This window comes from Halomonas jincaotanensis (assembly GCF_018448785.1).
GTDB lineage: Bacteria > Pseudomonadota > Gammaproteobacteria > Pseudomonadales > Halomonadaceae > Halomonas > Halomonas jincaotanensis.
In genome coordinates this window covers 1-15,806 of record NZ_JAHCLU010000001.1, presented here as the reverse complement: position 1 = coordinate 15,806, position 15,806 = coordinate 1, and the positions used below count along the sequence as shown (strand labels likewise).

Annotated in this window: 14 protein-coding genes and 2 tRNA genes; 9 read left to right on the top strand and 7 right to left on the bottom strand. The window is 63.5% G+C overall.

The annotated features are described in order from the left end of the window. Window positions 1-5: 5 nt before the first annotated feature. From KG088_RS00080 to hemA, 5 genes are all read right to left on the bottom strand, one after another. Window positions 6-752: a HesA/MoeB/ThiF family protein gene (locus KG088_RS00080; RefSeq protein ID WP_213823453.1), complete on the bottom strand. Its 747-nt coding sequence runs from the start codon at window positions 750-752 to the stop codon at window positions 6-8. Between the two features lie 8 nt (window positions 753-760). Further along, window positions 761-1,261, bottom strand: a complete 501-nt coding sequence (locus tag KG088_RS00075) for an Lrp/AsnC ligand binding domain-containing protein (protein WP_213823452.1) — start codon at window positions 1,259-1,261, stop codon at window positions 761-763. A gap of 183 nt (window positions 1,262-1,444) precedes the next feature. Continuing rightward, window positions 1,445-2,299: a peptide chain release factor N(5)-glutamine methyltransferase gene (prmC, locus tag KG088_RS00070; protein WP_213823451.1), complete on the bottom strand. Its 855-nt coding sequence runs from the start codon at window positions 2,297-2,299 to the stop codon at window positions 1,445-1,447. A 16-nt stretch (window positions 2,300-2,315) separates the two neighbouring features. After that, window positions 2,316-3,407, bottom strand: a complete 1,092-nt coding sequence (gene prfA, locus KG088_RS00065) for a peptide chain release factor 1 (protein WP_213823450.1) — start codon at window positions 3,405-3,407, stop codon at window positions 2,316-2,318. Between the two features lie 9 nt (window positions 3,408-3,416). Further along, window positions 3,417-4,685, bottom strand: a complete 1,269-nt coding sequence (hemA, locus tag KG088_RS00060) for a glutamyl-tRNA reductase (RefSeq protein ID WP_213823877.1) — start codon at window positions 4,683-4,685, stop codon at window positions 3,417-3,419. Between the two features lie 173 nt (window positions 4,686-4,858). Here hemA and KG088_RS00055 point away from each other — a divergent pair, with 173 nt between their 5' ends. The 8 genes from KG088_RS00055 to KG088_RS00020 all read left to right on the top strand — a co-directional run bounded on the left by KG088_RS00055 (window position 4,859) and on the right by KG088_RS00020 (window position 12,029). After that, entirely contained in the window at window positions 4,859-6,634 is a 1,776-nt protein-coding gene (locus KG088_RS00055; RefSeq protein WP_213823449.1) for a tetratricopeptide repeat protein, read from the top strand. A 30-nt stretch (window positions 6,635-6,664) separates the two neighbouring features. Next, window positions 6,665-7,303, top strand: coding sequence for a lipoprotein insertase outer membrane protein LolB (gene lolB / locus KG088_RS00050; RefSeq protein ID WP_406565573.1), 639 nt, complete (start codon window positions 6,665-6,667; stop codon window positions 7,301-7,303). A gap of 28 nt (window positions 7,304-7,331) precedes the next feature. Further along, the gene (gene ispE / locus KG088_RS00045) at window positions 7,332-8,213 is read left to right on the top strand and encodes a 4-(cytidine 5'-diphospho)-2-C-methyl-D-erythritol kinase (protein ID WP_213823448.1); all 882 of its coding nucleotides are present in this window, start codon (window positions 7,332-7,334) and stop codon (window positions 8,211-8,213) included. An 82-nt stretch (window positions 8,214-8,295) separates the two neighbouring features. Continuing rightward, the gene (locus KG088_RS00040) at window positions 8,296-9,237 is read left to right on the top strand and encodes a ribose-phosphate pyrophosphokinase (RefSeq protein WP_213823447.1); all 942 of its coding nucleotides are present in this window, start codon (window positions 8,296-8,298) and stop codon (window positions 9,235-9,237) included. A gap of 117 nt (window positions 9,238-9,354) precedes the next feature. After that, window positions 9,355-10,026 (top strand): 50S ribosomal protein L25/general stress protein Ctc, encoded by a 672-nt coding sequence (locus KG088_RS00035; protein WP_213823446.1) that lies wholly within the window; start codon window positions 9,355-9,357, stop codon window positions 10,024-10,026. Between the two features lie 87 nt (window positions 10,027-10,113). Then, a complete protein-coding gene (gene pth / locus KG088_RS00030) occupies window positions 10,114-10,698 on the top strand; it encodes an aminoacyl-tRNA hydrolase (RefSeq protein ID WP_213823445.1) in 585 nt (194 codons plus the stop codon). A gap of 83 nt (window positions 10,699-10,781) precedes the next feature. Continuing rightward, window positions 10,782-11,873 carry a redox-regulated ATPase YchF gene (gene ychF / locus KG088_RS00025; RefSeq protein WP_213823444.1) on the top strand — a complete coding sequence of 364 codons (1,092 nt, stop codon included), beginning with the start codon at window positions 10,782-10,784 and terminating at the stop codon, window positions 11,871-11,873. A 79-nt stretch (window positions 11,874-11,952) separates the two neighbouring features. Beyond that, a tRNA-Met gene (locus tag KG088_RS00020) sits at window positions 11,953-12,029 on the top strand. 51 nt (window positions 12,030-12,080) lie between these two features. Here KG088_RS00020 and KG088_RS00015 read toward each other — a convergent pair. Continuing rightward, window positions 12,081-13,379, bottom strand: coding sequence for a M18 family aminopeptidase (locus KG088_RS00015; protein ID WP_213823443.1), 1,299 nt, complete (start codon window positions 13,377-13,379; stop codon window positions 12,081-12,083). A 191-nt stretch (window positions 13,380-13,570) separates the two neighbouring features. On the opposite strand from KG088_RS00015, the gene KG088_RS00010 reads away from it, so the two are divergent. After that, a complete protein-coding gene (locus KG088_RS00010) occupies window positions 13,571-15,640 on the top strand; it encodes a carboxy terminal-processing peptidase (protein ID WP_213823442.1) in 2,070 nt (689 codons plus the stop codon). A gap of 89 nt (window positions 15,641-15,729) precedes the next feature. Here the strand turns inward: KG088_RS00010 and KG088_RS00005 are convergent. Continuing rightward, window positions 15,730-15,805 (bottom strand) — tRNA-Asn (locus KG088_RS00005). Between the last annotated feature and the right edge of the window lies 1 nt (window position 15,806).

Below are 15,806 nucleotides of genomic sequence, written 5' to 3'. Positions count from 1 at the left end.
GGCGTTCACCCCCCGCAGACCGGGCAGGCAGGATCCTTCGGCACCCGGAAATGGCGCCATTGGCCACTCAGCCCATCGAAGGTCGACAGACCCTGATGCGGTGAGCCAGCGCCACTGAGCCACTTGACCGCCTCCAGCGCCTGAAAACTCCCGATCAGCCCCACCAGGGGCGCTACCACCCCATTCTCGGCGCAGCGCAACGCCTCGTCATCGTCCTCGCCCGGCGGGTAGAGACAGGCGTAGCAAGGGGCCTCGGCGTCGTGCGGATCGGCAACGAAAAGTTGACCGGAGAAGCGAATGGCCGCCCCGGATACCAGTGGAACGCCGGCCTTGCGGCAGGCCGCGTTGATCGCGAAACGGCTGGAGAAGCGGTCGGTGCAGTCGAGCACCAGGTCGGCAGCCGCCACCGCTTGGGCCAGCGATTCACCCTCGAGATGGTCGGTCAGCGCCTCGATGTGGCAATCGGGGTTGAGCGCCTGTGCCGCCTCCTGCGCCGATTCGGCCTTGCGGCGCCCCAGGTCGGCCTGACCGTGGGCGATCTGGCGCTGCAGGTTGGAAAGCTCCACCTCGTCGGAATCGGCCAGCGTCAGGCGCCCGACCCCGGCAGCGGCGAGATAGAGCGCCACCGGTGAACCCAGCCCACCGGCGCCGATCACCAGGGCGTGACTGGCCAGTAGCCGCTCCTGACCGTCGATATCGATCGGCGCCAGCATGATCTGACGGCTGTAGCGCAATAGCGCGTCATCGTTCATGGTCGCGCTCACTTTTCATCGAACTCCTCGATATCGGGCACATGCAGCGAAAACTCCTCCTTGACCTCCTCCATGACCACATAGCTCTTCGACTCCTTCACGCCGGGCAGGGTCAGCACCACGTCGCCGAGTAGCTGGCGATAGGCGGACATCTCGGGAATGCGGCACTTGAGGATGTAGTCGAATTGGCCCGAAACCAGATGGCATTCCTGAATCTGGGGCAGCGTGGCCACGGCGCGACGAAACTCGTCGAAGACCGCCGGCGACTGGGTCTCGAGGCTCACCTCCACGAACACCAGCAGGTTGGCCTTGAGCGCGCGGGGGTCGAGCAGCGCCTTGTAGCCACGGATCACCCCGGACCGCTCCAGGCGTTTGACGCGTTCCAGGCAGGGCGTGGTGGACAGGCCCACCTGGGCTGCTAGCTCGACGTAAGAGATGCGCGCGTTGTCTTGTAGGCAGCGCAGAATGTTCAGATCGATACGGTCGAGCGAGCGGGTCTTGGCTTTCATCGTCGTTGGCACGCCGGTCATGAGGGCTGGAGAACCCCAGAGGAATCGACTGAAATACACCCTGCCATCGCGGCCATTTGGTGTTCGGTCATGTTGTAGAGGGTGCTCGTGGTGATTTTTACTGCTCGTGATTGTTACGGCTCATGTGTAACACAGCCACCCCCGCGGCTCCAGCGTCGCCGCTCAACGCGGCGCCTCCCCCAGACTGACCCGCTCATGCCCGGCCAGGTCATGGCGGCTCTGTACCGCCAGCAACCCCGTCACAGTCAGCGCCTCACGCACCGGGCCCGCCTGGTCGAAGCCATGCTCCAGCAGCAGCCAGCCACCGGGAAGCAGATGTCTTCGCGCCTGACCGGCGAGATGACGCAGATCGGCCAGCCCGCCCTCGCCTGCCACCAGCGCGCTGTGCGGCTCGAAGCGCAGGTCGCCGCGACGTAGATGAGCATCGTCGGCGGCGATATAGGGCGGATTGGAGACAATCAAGTCGAACCGCTCGACACCACGCTCATCCTTCAGCGACTCGAACCAGTCGCTCCGAAAAAACGTGGCGTTGGCGATGCAAAGCCGCTCGGCGTTGCATCGCGCCAGCGTCACCGCCTCGGGGCGTATATCCACGCCGGTGATATGCCAGTCGGGTCGCTCGCTGGCAAAGGCCAGGGCGATCGCCCCGGTGCCGGTTCCCAGGTCGAGCAGGCGACCCGTTTCGCCAGGGGCGAGCTCCAGGGCCGCCTCCACCAGGGTTTCGGTATCGGGTCGGGGAATCAGGGTGTCGGCGGAGGTCTTCAGCGGCAGTCCCCAGAACTCGCGCTCACCGGTGAGGTGTGCGATCGGCTGCCCGACCGCGCGCGCCGCCACGAGCGCCTCGAAGCGGGCGCGTGCCAAGATCGCAACATCATGATCGTTCCAGGTATAGAGCCAGGTGCGATCGACCTGCAGCACCTGGCAGAGCAAGACTTCGGCATCGAGCCGAGCGCTGGGGGAGCCGGCCTTTTCCAGTCTGGCCGACGCCCATGCCAGCAGCTGATCGACGCGCCTCATGATTCCTGCTCGCACTTCATGATTCCTGTTGGAGCGCCGCGAGCTGTTCAGCCTGGTATTCATGGATCAACGGCTCGATCACCTCGTTGAGGTGCTCACCGGACATCACGTCACCGAGCTTGTAGAGGGTCAGGTTGATGCGGTGGTCGGTCACCCGTCCCTGGGGGAAATTGTAGGTGCGGATGCGTTCGCTACGATCACCGGAGCCAACCAGCGAGCGACGGGTATCCGCCTGCTGCTGTCGCTGGCCTGCCACGGCCTCCTGCTTCAAGCGCGAGGCCAGCAGCGACATCGCCTTGGCGCGATTCTTGTGCTGACTGCGCTCTTCCTGGCACTCCACCACCACGCCGCTGGGAAGATGGGTCAGGCGGATTGCCGAATCGGTGGTATTGACGTGCTGGCCCCCCGCTCCGCTGGAGCGAAACGTATCCACACGCAGATCATTGGTATCGATAGTGATGTCACCCACCTCATCGACCTCGGGCATCACCGCCACGGTGCAAGCCGAGGTGTGGATGCGACCCTGTGACTCAGTGGCCGGCACCCGCTGCACACGATGGGCACCCGATTCGAACTTGAGACGCGCATAGACATCCTCGCCCTTGATGCGCGAGATGATCTCTTTGTAGCCGCCCTGCTCGCCGTGGCTGACGTTGACGATCTCCACTTTCCAGCCTTGCTGCTCGGCGTAGCGGGAATACATGCGGAACAGGTCTCCGGCGAACAGCGCGGCCTCGTCGCCCCCGGTGCCGGCCCGCACCTCGAGAAAGACGTTGCGCCGGTCGTCGGGGTCGCGCGGCACCAGCAACTGCTTAAGATGGGTTTCCGTTTCTGCTAGCCGTTCGCGTCCATCGGCGAGCTCCATTTCGGCCAGCTCGCGCATCTCGGCATCGTTGTCTTCGGTGAGCTGCGAGGCGGAGACAATATCGGCTTCGATGCGTCGATACCCCTGCCAGGCCTCGACCAGCGCCTCCAGCTCGGCATACTCGCGGGAATAGTCGCGAAAACGCCGCTGATCATCGATCACCTCGGGGTCCGCCAGCAGGGCGGAGAGCTCCTCGAAGCGCTCGGTAAAGGCATCGAGGCGCTGGCGCAGGGAAGCTTTCATCGGTAGGTCCTATCGGGGCTTGTCGGATGAACTGTCGAGCAGCAGGGTCGCAGCGGCATCGAGCAGGTCGTGCCGTTCGGCGGAGGCCGCCTCGCGCAACGCCACCGTGGGGCTGTGCAACAGGCGGTTGGTGAGCTGGTGGGCCAGGCGCCGTACCACGGCCTCGGGGTCATCTCCACGCGCGAGTTGCGCCAGTGCCTGCTCTTCAGAAAGCTCGCGAAGCGACTGGCAATGTGCCCGAAAATCGCGGATCAGCTCGCCGCCGCTACGAATGCGTCGTTCGTGCTGCCAGGACTCCACGCCATGCTCGATCAGCGCCTCGGCCTGGTCGGCGGCGACCTGACGATGACGGCGATTCTCGCCGATCACCTCCTCGAGGTCGTCGACGGTATAGAGGAAGACATCGCTGAGCTCCCCCACCTCGGGTTCGATATCGCGAGGAACGGCGATGTCGACCATGAAGATGGGGCGATGACGGCGCTTTTTCAGGGCCCGCTCGACCATGCCCTTGCCGAGGATCGGCAGGGGCGCGGCCGTTGAAGTGATAACGATATCGGCCTCGACCAGGGCATCGGGAATCTCGTTGAGTGTCACGGCCCGGCCACCCAAGGGTCCGGCGAGCAGCTCGGCGCGCTCACGGGTGCGATTGGCGACGGTCAGCTGGCGTACGCCGGCTTCATGAAGATGGCGGGCCACTAGCTCGATGGTCTCACCCGCGCCAATCAGCAAGGCCCGGGAACGGCCAAAATCGCCGAAAATACGACTGGCCAGGCTGACCGCCGCATAGGCGACCGATACCGGATTACGCCCGATGCCGGTCTCGGTGCGCACCTGCTTGGCCACCGCAAAGGTGTGCTGGAAGAGACGCTCCAGCTCGCCACCGAGTCCCTTGGCCTCGCGCGCACTCTGATAGGCATCCTTGAGCTGACCCAGGATCTGCGGCTCGCCGAGCACCATGGAATCGAGGCCGACCGCCACGCGCATCAGATGACGGGCGGCGTCGTTTTCCAGGTAATGATAGGCACAGCGCGTCAGCTCCTCCGGCTGCAAGCCGTGGTAACGCCCCAGCCAGTCGAGTATCGCCTTTTCGCCAGTGGTGTCAGCGATGCAGTAAAGTTCAGTGCGATTGCAGGTGGAGAGTACCGCCGCCTCCTTGACCTCGGGCAGTTCGCGCAGCTCGCCCAGCGCCGCTGCCAGCTGGGCGGGCGAAAAGGCGACCTGTTCGCGCACCTCGACGGTGGCGGTTCGGTGATTGATTCCCAAGGCAAGCAGCGTCATGCAGTCGGCGTCTTCACTCAGATAAACGGCGCTCGGGGGCTGTACCACCCGGCTCTCGGAGCGCAAGATTCTACCACAGCACGAGGCTGTGAGGCGCCATGGCCTGATCGTGCGCTTTGCCCGGGGAGGCCGAGCCGTTATGCTGGCGGCTCGGCATTTTGAACGAGACCCGCATGCCATTTGTATTAGCGCTTCCTCACCCGTTGGCCCGACACATCCTGTCGCCTCTGACGCTTGTCGCTCTGCTCGCCGGCTGCCAGTCGCTGCCTTCCAGTGCGCCCGGCATAGCAGCAGAGAACGACCCCATGGCAAGCGCCCCACCCATCCAGCGTGGATTGGACGCCCAGGGGCTCGCCGGACTGATGGCCGCCGAGATCGCCGGCCAGCGCGGCGATTACCGACGTGCCACCCAGGGCTACCGGGAAGGGGCCGAGCGTTACGACTCGCTGGAGCTGATCGAGCGGGCCGCGCTGGCCGCCCGCTTCAGCAATGATGCGCAACTGCTGGCCGACACCGCCCAGCGCTGGCAGGCCATGGCGCCCGAATCCGAAGAGCCCGCCAGGTTGCTGGCCAGCCTCGCCGTGCAGCAGGGCGACTGGCCAAGGGCGCTCGACCAGCGGCTGCGCCTTATCAAACTGGGGGGCCAGGGCGAGCTCGTCGCTTTCGTCGAAAGCGCCCTCGCCGAGGGCGCCGACCCGGCGCCGCTGCTCGAGCGGATGCACGCTCACCTGGCCAGTCGGGATGCGACCGCTGCTCCCGAGTCCCACGATGCGGAGCTCGCCACGGCAATGCTCGAAGTGGCGACGGGCGACACCGCCTCGGCCTCGCGTCGACTCGACCGCCTCACGCAGCGCTCACCCGAACTGCCTGCGCTATGGCTGACCCGCGCCCAGCTCGCCCAGCAAGCCGGCGACTTCGCCAAGGCCCGTGATGCCGCTCGTCGCGGCCTGACGGTGGCACCGGGTGACGCCCGCTTCATCCTGCTGCTGGCACAGTCGGAGCTACGCCTGGGCAATGTCGCCGCTGCCGAGGCACAGACCGATGCCCTGCTCGGTGAGCATTCTGGGGACGAAGGCTTGCGCCTCGCCCTCGCCCAGCTTTATTTGGATGAAGGCCTGGCCGAGCCTGCGCGCCGTCTGCTGCTGCCGTTGATTGGCGAGAGCGACGCGCCACCATTGACCTTTTACTTGCTTGGCGCCATCGCCGAATCACAGGGCGAGATCGACAATGCCCTGCTCTATTATCGGCAGGTGACTGCCGGGGAAGAGTTCATGCCGGCCCGTCTGCGCGCCGCTCGCATGCTGATCGATGACGATCGCCTCGTGGATGCACGCACTTTCCTGCGCACCGAACGACTTCGCCATGACGACGCCTTCACCGACCTGATCTCGCTTGAGGTGGAGCTGCTCGACCAGCAAGGACTTGCCGATCAGGCCGACGCCCTGATCGACCGGGAACTCTCGCGCACCCCCAATGACGAGGAGTTGCTCTATCTGCGGGCCATGCGGGCGTTCAACGCGGGCGATGTCGAGGCCATGGAGCGCGATCTTGAGCGTATCATCGAGCGTAATCCCGACAGTGCGGCGGCGCTGAACGCATTGGGGTACACCCTGGCAGAGCTGGGACACGAATCGCGCCTTGAAGAGGCACGCAGAATGATCGAACGCGCCCATGAACTCGAGCCCGACAATCCGGCCATTCTCGACAGCATGGGCTGGATCCGCTTTCGCCAGGGAGAAACCGAGCAGGCCCTTCCCTGGCTGCAGCGTGCCTGGGCGGCAATGCCCGACCAGGAGGTCGCCGCCCACCTGATCGAGGTACTTTGGACCCTCGATCAGCGCGACGAGGCTCGCGAGCTGCTGCGCGCGGCGCTTCGGCGCTTCGAGGAACGCCCGGCACTCGAGGAATTGCTCGAGCGTCTACCCGAGCTGAGCCCAGCGCCTCGCTGACACCGCCACTCCATGACCCGAGAACTCTCCATGCCCTTAGTCTCGTCACCCACGCTCACCTCCATGGCGAAACGGATCACGACGCTGTTGATCATCGCCCTGCTCGCCGGCTGTGCCGGCCGTGCGCCCGCGCCGGAAGGCGAGCGAGCCAGCGGGCAGTGGAAATCTCAGCAAGACCGCCTGGAAGCCCTTGACACCTGGGTCCTGATCGGCAAAGCCAGTCTGCGAACCCCGCAGGACGCCACCAGCGCCAATCTCGACTGGAGCCAGACCCTGTATTACTACCGACTACTGATCAGCGGCCCCTTCGGTAGCGGCCGCAGCACGCTGGAAGGACGCGAGGGGCGATTCTCGCTGACCACGGCAGAGGGACGCTTCGAGGCCGAGACCCCGGAGGCGCTAATGGAAGAGCAGCTAGGCTGGTCGCTGCCGGTCAGCTCGCTGTCCGACTGGATTCGCGGCCTGCCCGACGAGCAGACCGAGCATCGTCTCGAAGAGGACTCGCTGGGCTTTCCCGCTACCCTGCAGCAGGACGGCTGGACCATCGATTACCGCGACTGGACACGGGTGGAAGGCCTCTGGCTGCCGCGCCGCCTGGTCATGGAATACGACGAGCTGCGCGTCACTCTGGTGGTCACCGATTGGCAGCCCCAGCTCGACGATGGCTAAGTCAACAATCATGAACATGAAGTCGACCATGTCCGAGTCAATAAAGCCCAGCCCGACGCTTCCCGACCGCCTGGTACTGCCGGCCCCCGCCAAGCTGAACCGGCTGCTGCACATCACTGGCCGTCGTCCGGATGGCTATCATGAACTGCAGACACTGTTCCAGTTTCTCGATGTCGGCGACAGCCTGAGTTTCGAGCGCCGGGGCGACAGCGAGATCGGCCTGACCCCGCACCTCGACGATATACCTCTCGTGGATAATCTGGTCATGAAGGCAGCCCGGCAACTGCAGGCGGCCACGGGCTGCACGCAAGGCGCCAACATCCATCTTGACAAACGCCTCCCACAGGGGGGGGGGCTGGGCGGCGGCAGCTCGGATGCCGCCACCACCCTGCTTGGCCTGGATGCGCTCTGGGGACTCGGTCTCGGGCTGGAACGACTCGCCTCGCTGGGCCTCTCCCTGGGCGCCGACGTGCCGGTATTCGTGAAGGGCCATGCCGCCTGGGCCGAGGGTATCGGCGAGCGCCTGACCCCCGTCGAGCTCGACACGCCTTGGTTCGTGGTAATTCACCCCGGCATCGCGGTGTCCACCCCGGCGGTGTTCGGAGCGGCACAATTGACACGCAACACCCCCCCGATTACCATGGCGCGCGCACTAAAGGGGGGAGCGACGAGTTGGCGCAATGATTGTGAGTCGACGGTACGCCACCTCTACCCTGAGGTAGCAAGCCTGTTCGACTGGCTGTCGGGTCGAGCACCGGCAAGGCTCACCGGAACCGGTGCCTGCGTTGTCGCAAGCCTGGAAAATGAAGCCCAGGCCGAGCACCTAAAGGCCGAGGCGTCACATCATTGGCTGACGTTCAAGGCACAAGGCCTGAACCGCTCCCCTCTTCATGACGTGCTGGCTTCATGACGTGCTGGGTCGATAAGCATCGCGTCCCGGCCGGGGCAATCGATCCCCATCCCGAGACCCAACACTGCAAAGGTGGCTGCACGTGTCAAAACTGATGGTTTTCGCCGGGAACGCCAATCCCGAACTGGCCCAGAAAGTGGCTGAGAGTCTGGATAGCCGTCTGGGCAACGCCACGGTAGGTCAGTTCAGCGACGGAGAAGTCGCGGTCGAGATCAACGAGAACGTGCGCGGCAAGGATGTATTTCTTCTTCAGTCCACTTGTGCACCGACCAACGACAACCTGATGGAGCTGATACTGATGGTCGACGCTCTGCGCCGGGCGTCGGCCACACGGATCACCGCCGTGGTGCCTTACTTCGGTTATGCCCGTCAGGATCGCCGGGTACGCTCCGCCCGGGTCCCGATCTCCGCCAAGATCGTCGCCGACATGTTAGTCAAGGCCGGCGTCGACCGTGTGATGACCATGGACCTGCACGCCGACCAGATTCAGGGCTTCTTCGATGTCCCGGTGGACAACGTCTACGGCTCGCCGATTCTGCTCGACGATATCGAACGCCAGAATTACGAGGATCTGGTGGTGGTATCGCCGGATGTTGGCGGGGTGGTGCGGGCCCGCGCCATCGCCAAGCAGCTCAACGCCGATCTTGCCATCATCGACAAGCGCCGCCCACAGTCCAACCAGGCGCAGGTGATGCACATCATCGGTGAGATCGAAGGACGCAACTGTGTCGTAGTGGACGACATGATCGATACCGCTGGTACGCTGTGCAAGGCCGGCGAGGCACTCAAGGCCCATGGCGCCTGCCGCGTGGTGGCATACGCCACCCATCCGATCCTCTCGGGGCCGGCGGTCGACAACATTACCGGCTCGGTACTCGACGAAGTGGTCGTCACCGACACCATCCCGCTGTCAGAGGTTGCCCGTCGCAGCGGAAAGATTCGCCAGCTCAGCGTGGCCGGGCTGATCGCCGAAGCGATCCGCCGTGTCAGCAACGAGGAATCCGTCAGCGCCATGTTTCATTGAATTCGCTTCACTGAAAAAGGTGCCGACGACGCCCCCGGTCATACCGGGGATTACGAAAGCGTCATCGCCTGGTCGCGGGGATGGCGCTTTCTTGCTCAACCCACGAGGTTACAATCCATGTCAGACTTTACACTCAACGCCAGAGTTCGCCACGACCTGGGGAAAGGTGCGAGCCGCCGCCTGCGTCGTGCGAACGAGCAAGTGCCGGCCATCATCTACGGTGGCGAGCAGGCTCCAGAACCCATCTCCGTCGAGAAGACAAGCTTCTACAAGGCGATCGAGGAGGAGTCGTTCTTTTCCTCAGTGCTCACCATTCAGCTGGATGGGAAGTCGCAGCAGGTCGTGGTTCGCGACCTTCAGCGTCATCCCTACAAGCCGCTGGTAACGCATGCCGATTTCCTGCGCGTCGATGCGACCCACGAGATCACCCTCAACGTGCCGCTGCACGTGGTGGGTGAGGAAGCCTGCAAGGCCATCAAGGACGACGACGGCGAGCTGCACATCCTCTCCAACGATGTCCAGATCAGCTGCCTACCCAAGGATTTGCCCGACTACCTGGAAGTCGACATTTCCGAACTCGAGATGGGCACTACCCTACACCTGTCCGACCTCAAGGTACCGGCAGGCGTGACCCTGGTCGACCTGACCCATGGCGAAGACCACGACAACGCCGTGCTCAGCGTCACCAAGGCGAAGGTGCGGGTCGACGAAGATGAAGACGAAGACGCCGAAGGCGATGATGCCGCCAAGGGCGACGACTCAGCTGAAGGCAAGAGCAGCGACGAGTAATCGTCTTGTTCCGGCGCCATGCCCGGTATGGCGCCTACCTTTCTGATCAAGCGCCCAGGCGCTTGATTTTTTTTGGAGGCAGTGACGATGCGTCAGGTTAAAGCGATCATCGGACTGGGCAACCCCGGTAGCGACTACGCCGCCACGCGGCACAATGTCGGCGCCTGGCTCGTCCAGGCCGTGGCCCGCCAGGCCGGTGGCGAACTGCGTCCCGACAAGAAATTTCTCGGACTTCACGCTCGGGTTCGCCTGGAAGGGCACGACATCCATCTGCTGGAACCGACCACCTTCATGAACCGCAGCGGTGGCGCAGTGGCCGCGCTCTGTCAGTTCTTTCGCATCGAGGCGGACGAGTTGCTGGTCGCGCATGATGAGCTCGACCTGCCCGCCGGCACCGCACGTTACAAGCAGGGAGGCGGCCACGGCGGCCACAACGGCTTGCGCGACATCATCAGCGCACTCGGCAACGAACGCGGCTTCCACCGCCTGCGCCTGGGCATCGGCCATCCCGGTGAGGCTCCCCAGGTCACTAACTACGTGTTGGGACGTCCCGGCAAGGCTGAACATACCGCCATCGACGCCGCCATCGAGGAGTGCATTGCCACCCTGCCAATGGCCATCGCCGGCGACTGGGCCAAGGCCATGAACCGGCTGCATAGTTTCAAGCCGTAAGCGCAGCCTGTGGCTGATACCGCAGGCGTCCCGTAGAATACCGGCCATTCTCCATCCTCGTATTCGCTTTCCAGGAAGATTCCATGGGTTTCAACTGCGGTATCGTCGGCCTGCCCAACGTCGGCAAGTCCACGCTCTTCAATGCGCTGACCAAGTCCGGCATCGACGCCGAGAACTTCCCCTTCTGCACCATCGAGCCCAACGTGGGCATCGTGCCGATGCCGGATCCGCGCCTGGATGCCCTGGCCGAGATCGTCAAGCCGCAGAAGGTGATCCCCACTACCATGGAGTTCGTCGATATCGCCGGCCTGGTGGCAGGGGCCTCCAAGGGAGAGGGACTCGGCAACCAGTTCCTGGCCAATATCCGCGAGACCCAGGCGATCGCCCATGTGGTGCGCTGCTTCGACAACGACAACGTCATCCACGTGGCCAACCAGATCGACCCGCGGGCCGATATCGAGATCATCAACATGGAGCTCGCACTGGCCGATCTCGACACCGTCGAGCGCGCCATTCAGCGCCTGACTCGCGTTGCCAAGGGCGGCGACAAGGACGCCATCGCCACCAAGGCGATCCTCGAGCGCATCCAGCCACATCTCGCCGAGGGCCTGCCGCTGAGAAGCGTCGGTCTCGACGACGACGAGCAGCGTCAACTCAAGAGCTTCGGCTTCCTGACGCTCAAGCCCACCATGTATATCGCCAACGTCAACGAGGACGGCTTCGAGGCCAATCCCTACCTTGACGTGGTTCGGGAAATCGCCGCCGAGGAAGACGCCGTGGTGGTGCCGGTGTGCAACCAGATTGAAGCCGAAATCGCCGAGCTCGACGATGACGAACGCGCCATGTTCCTCGACGAGATGGGCATGACCGAGCCCGGTCTCGACCGGGTCATTCGTGCCGGTTACGCCCTGCTGGGCCTGCAGACCTATTTCACCGCCGGGGTGAAGGAGGTTCGTGCCTGGACCGTGAGGATCGGCGCGACCGCGCCTGAAGCAGCTGGCGCCATCCATACCGACTTCCAGAAGGGTTTTATCCGCGCCGAAGTCGTCGGTTACGACGACTTCGTGACCCTGGGCGGCGAACAGGGCGCCAAGGATGCCGGCAAGTGGCGCCTGGAAGGCAAGGACTATGTAGTGCGTGACGGCGACGTCATTCATTTCCGCTTCAATGTGTAAGTCGTCAGCAGTGTGTTACACCAGCCACGCCGGGCTTGACCCCGGTAACCTGCATCCGTAGACTGCGCCTCCGTTACACGGCTACGTAGCTCAGCTGGTTAGAGCACATCACTCATAATGATGGGGTCCCCTGTTCGAATCAGGGCGTAGCCACCAGATACAAGAAAGCTCGCGAAAGACTACTTTCGCGAGCTTTTTGCTTGCCGCTTAGAGCGGTCCGCGGCGATTCAGGAAAGCCGTCAGCACCGTGGTCAGCGAGGCCACGTCGCGCGCGCCGGCCGTCTCGCGGATCGAATGCATCGCCCATTGCGCCACGCCCACGTCGAGCGTCGGCACGCCAAGTTCCGTCGCGGTGATCGGCCCGATGGTGCTGCCGCAGCCCATATCGGCGCGTGTCACGAAAGTCTGCGCCGGCTCGTCCACCTCGCAGCACAGGTCACGAAACATCGCGGCGGTGGCGCTGTTGGTGGCATAGCGCTGGTTGGCATTGATCTTGATCACCGGGCCGCCGTTGATGGCGGGGCCATGCGACGCATCGTGCTTGTCGAGAAAGTTGGGATGCAGCGCATGGGCGTTGTCGCAAGAAATCATCCGCGACGCCTGGATCAGGCGGATGAAGGCTTCTTGGTCACCGCCACCTAGCTGTTCAACCACGCGACGCAGCACATCAGCGAGGAAAGGCCCCTGCGCGCCGCACGCGCTGGCACTACCGACTTCTTCATGGTCATTGGCTACCAGGACCGCACCCTGGCTGCCGTCGCTTTGCAGCATGGCTTCGAGACCCATGAAGCAGGACAACAGATTATCGAGTCGGGCGCTGCAGATGAGCTCCCCTGCCACTCCCACGCTTGCCGGCGGCTGCGAGTCGTAGAACCCCAGCTCGAAATCGAGAATCTCGACGCCCTCGAGCCCATGCTGTTCGGCGAGCCAACCCTTGAGCAGGCGATCCAGGTCCTGGTGATCCCCGCCCTGCAGAAAAACCGGCGCCATCTGGGTCTGAGCATTAAGTTCGCGGCCACTGTTGGCCTCGCGGTCCAGGTGGATGGCCAGGCTGGGAATCGTCGCCACCGGCCGGTCGACATTGAGCAGTACACCCTCGATACTCCCGTCAGCGCGCCGCACATGCACGCGGCCGGCAAGCCCCAGGTCGCGGTCGAACCAGGGGGCCAGTAGTGCACCGCCATAGACCTCGACGCCCAACTGCAACCACCCCGCCGAGCTCTGTGCAGCATTGGGCTTGAGCCGCAGTCCTGGGCTATCGGTATGGGCGCCAATCATGCGCAGCGCGACGAGCGCATTACTGGGGAGCTGCAGCGCGATGATCGATGAGTCGTTGCGGGTCACGTAGACCCGCTCCCCAGGGGTAAGGTGCCAGGCCTCACGCTCATCGAGGCGTCGGAAGCCTGCCGCCTCGAGCCGGGCGGCCATATTGGCCGTCGCGTGCCACGGGGTGGGAGAAAGGCGCAGGAAATCGAGCAGGCGCCCGATCGGATCGTCCTGGGTCATGGTTTTCCTCTTCGGGGAGACATAGACAAGTTCAGAAACATGGCCGGGGAATATGCAGCAATTACCTATCTCCGCTCATCCAAGGTCATACGCCACTGTACGAGCTGGTACAATAAGTGTTGATCCACGCAACTCATTGGCCTAATTCGGGTCTAGGGCAAAGTGTACATGAAACCGAGAGAGCTTAATCGATGAGCCTGTTTGCCACCCTGGGGCGTTCGATTGCCCTGACCGGTTTGCTGCTGGTCGCCACCACCGCCTCGGCTCAGCTGCAACCTACCGACAGCCAGCGTCAGGCCGCCATGGAGGTGGCCGAATCCCTGCGCCAGGGCCACTATGCCGACGTGGAGGTCGATGACGAATGGTCCCGTCAAGCCTTCGAGCGCCTGCTGGACATTCTCGATGGCCAGCGCGCCTACCTCTTGCATGATGATGTTGAGCGCTTTCGCGACCTCGAAACCCGCATGGACGATGCTATCCTCGAGGGCGAACTGGCGCGAATCTTCGACCTCTATGCCCTGCACCACGAGCGCGCCGAAACGCGCCTTGAATGGCTGCTGGCGAAGCTTGACCGAGGCATCGATTACGATTTCGATACCGACGCGCGTCTTGATCTCGAGCGCGACGAGGCCCCCTGGGCGCGGACAGAGGCGGAGCTTGACGAGCTCTGGAACAAGCGCTTGATGAACGCCGCCCTGACCCAGGAAATCAGCGGACAGGATACCGAACAGGTCGAAACGAACCTGCGTCAACGCTACGAAGGCCAACTGTCGCGGCTGGAGCAAACCGAATCCGAGGACGTCTTCGGGCTCTTCATGGCCGCCGTGACCGGTAGCATCGATCCTCATAGTGAGTATCTGTCGCCCCGGCAAGGCGAATCCTTTGATATCCAGATGCGTCTGTCACTGGAAGGCATCGGTGCCCTGCTGCAAGCTGACGGCGAATACGTCAAGGTCTCAAGCCTGGTGCCGGGTGGCCCTGCCGAGCAGTCCGGCGTGCTCGAACCGGCTGACCGCATCGTCGCTGTCGGCCAGGAGGACGAAGAAGAGATGGTCAACGTGGTCGGCATGCGCCTCGATAATGTCGTTGACCTGATCCGCGGCCCCAAGGGCTCGGTGGTGCGTCTCGATGTCGTCCCTGCCCAAGCCGTGGACATGACCCGCTCCAAGGTCGTCGAGATCACTCGCGACACCGTAGATCTCGAGGATCAGGCCGCGCAGGGCGAGGTGATCGAGATCGAACGCGACGATGGCGTCCACCGTATCGGCGCGATCAAGATCCCGACCTTCTATGTAGATTTCGAAGCCTGGCAGGCGGGAGAAGAGGATTACCGCAGCACCACCCGCGATGTGGCCCGCGAGATCGAGCGACTCCAGCGCGAAGGCGTCGAAGGTATCGTACTGGACTTGAGAAACAACGGCGGCGGCGCCCTGCAGGAAGCCAACTCCCTGATCGGCCTGTTCATCGACCGCGGTCCGACCGTACAGGTGCGCGACGCCCGTGGCCGAATCAGCCTCTACGGTGATACCGAGGCCGGTACCCTCTATGACGGCCCGCTCGGTGTGCTGGTCAATCGCCTTTCCGCCTCGGCCTCGGAAATCTTCGCCGGTGCCATTCAGGATTACGGGCGTGGTCTGGTACTGGGTACCTCGACCTTCGGCAAGGGAACGGTACAGACGCTCAATGACCTCAGCCATGGCGAGATCAAGCTGACCCGAGCCAAGTTTTACCGGATTTCCGGTGAAAGCACCCAACACCGCGGCGTCGAACCCGATATTGCCTTCCCGAGCCTTCTGGACCCGGAGCAGATCGGCGAGAGCAGCCTCGACAACGCCCTCGAATGGGACACCGTCAGGCCGGTGCAGTACCGTACTTATGGCGACCCGAACCAGTACCTGAGCACCCTCGAAACGCGCCATCAACGGCGTGCTGAGGAGCTACCCAACTTCCGCTATCTGGAAGATCAGGCCGCCTTGGTGCGTCGCATGCGCGAGCAACACACCAGCGTCAGCCTGAACCGCGAAATGCGCCAGCAGGAGCTAAAAGATCAGGAAGCCGAACAGCTTGCCCTCGAGAACGAGCGCCGTATTGCCTTGGGTCTTGACACACTCGATGAATGGATCGACGCACGCGACGAGGATGAAGTAGACCCTGATGAGCGCGAAGAGCCCGTCGAAGAGGTACAAGTGCTCGAGGCCGCTCATATCCTGCTCGACTTCACTCAGCTAGACGGCAGTTACCGTCTGGCAGGTCGGCAATAAAGGCCCTCGCCTGATCGGTAAACACCAACGCCGGGCGTGAAGCCCGGCGGCACACAGCGCGCTCGATGATGGCTATAAAGCAAGCGGGATGGCTCCCCGAACAGGACTCGAACCTGTGACCCAGTGATTAACAGTCACTTGCTCTACCAACTGAGCTATCGGGGAA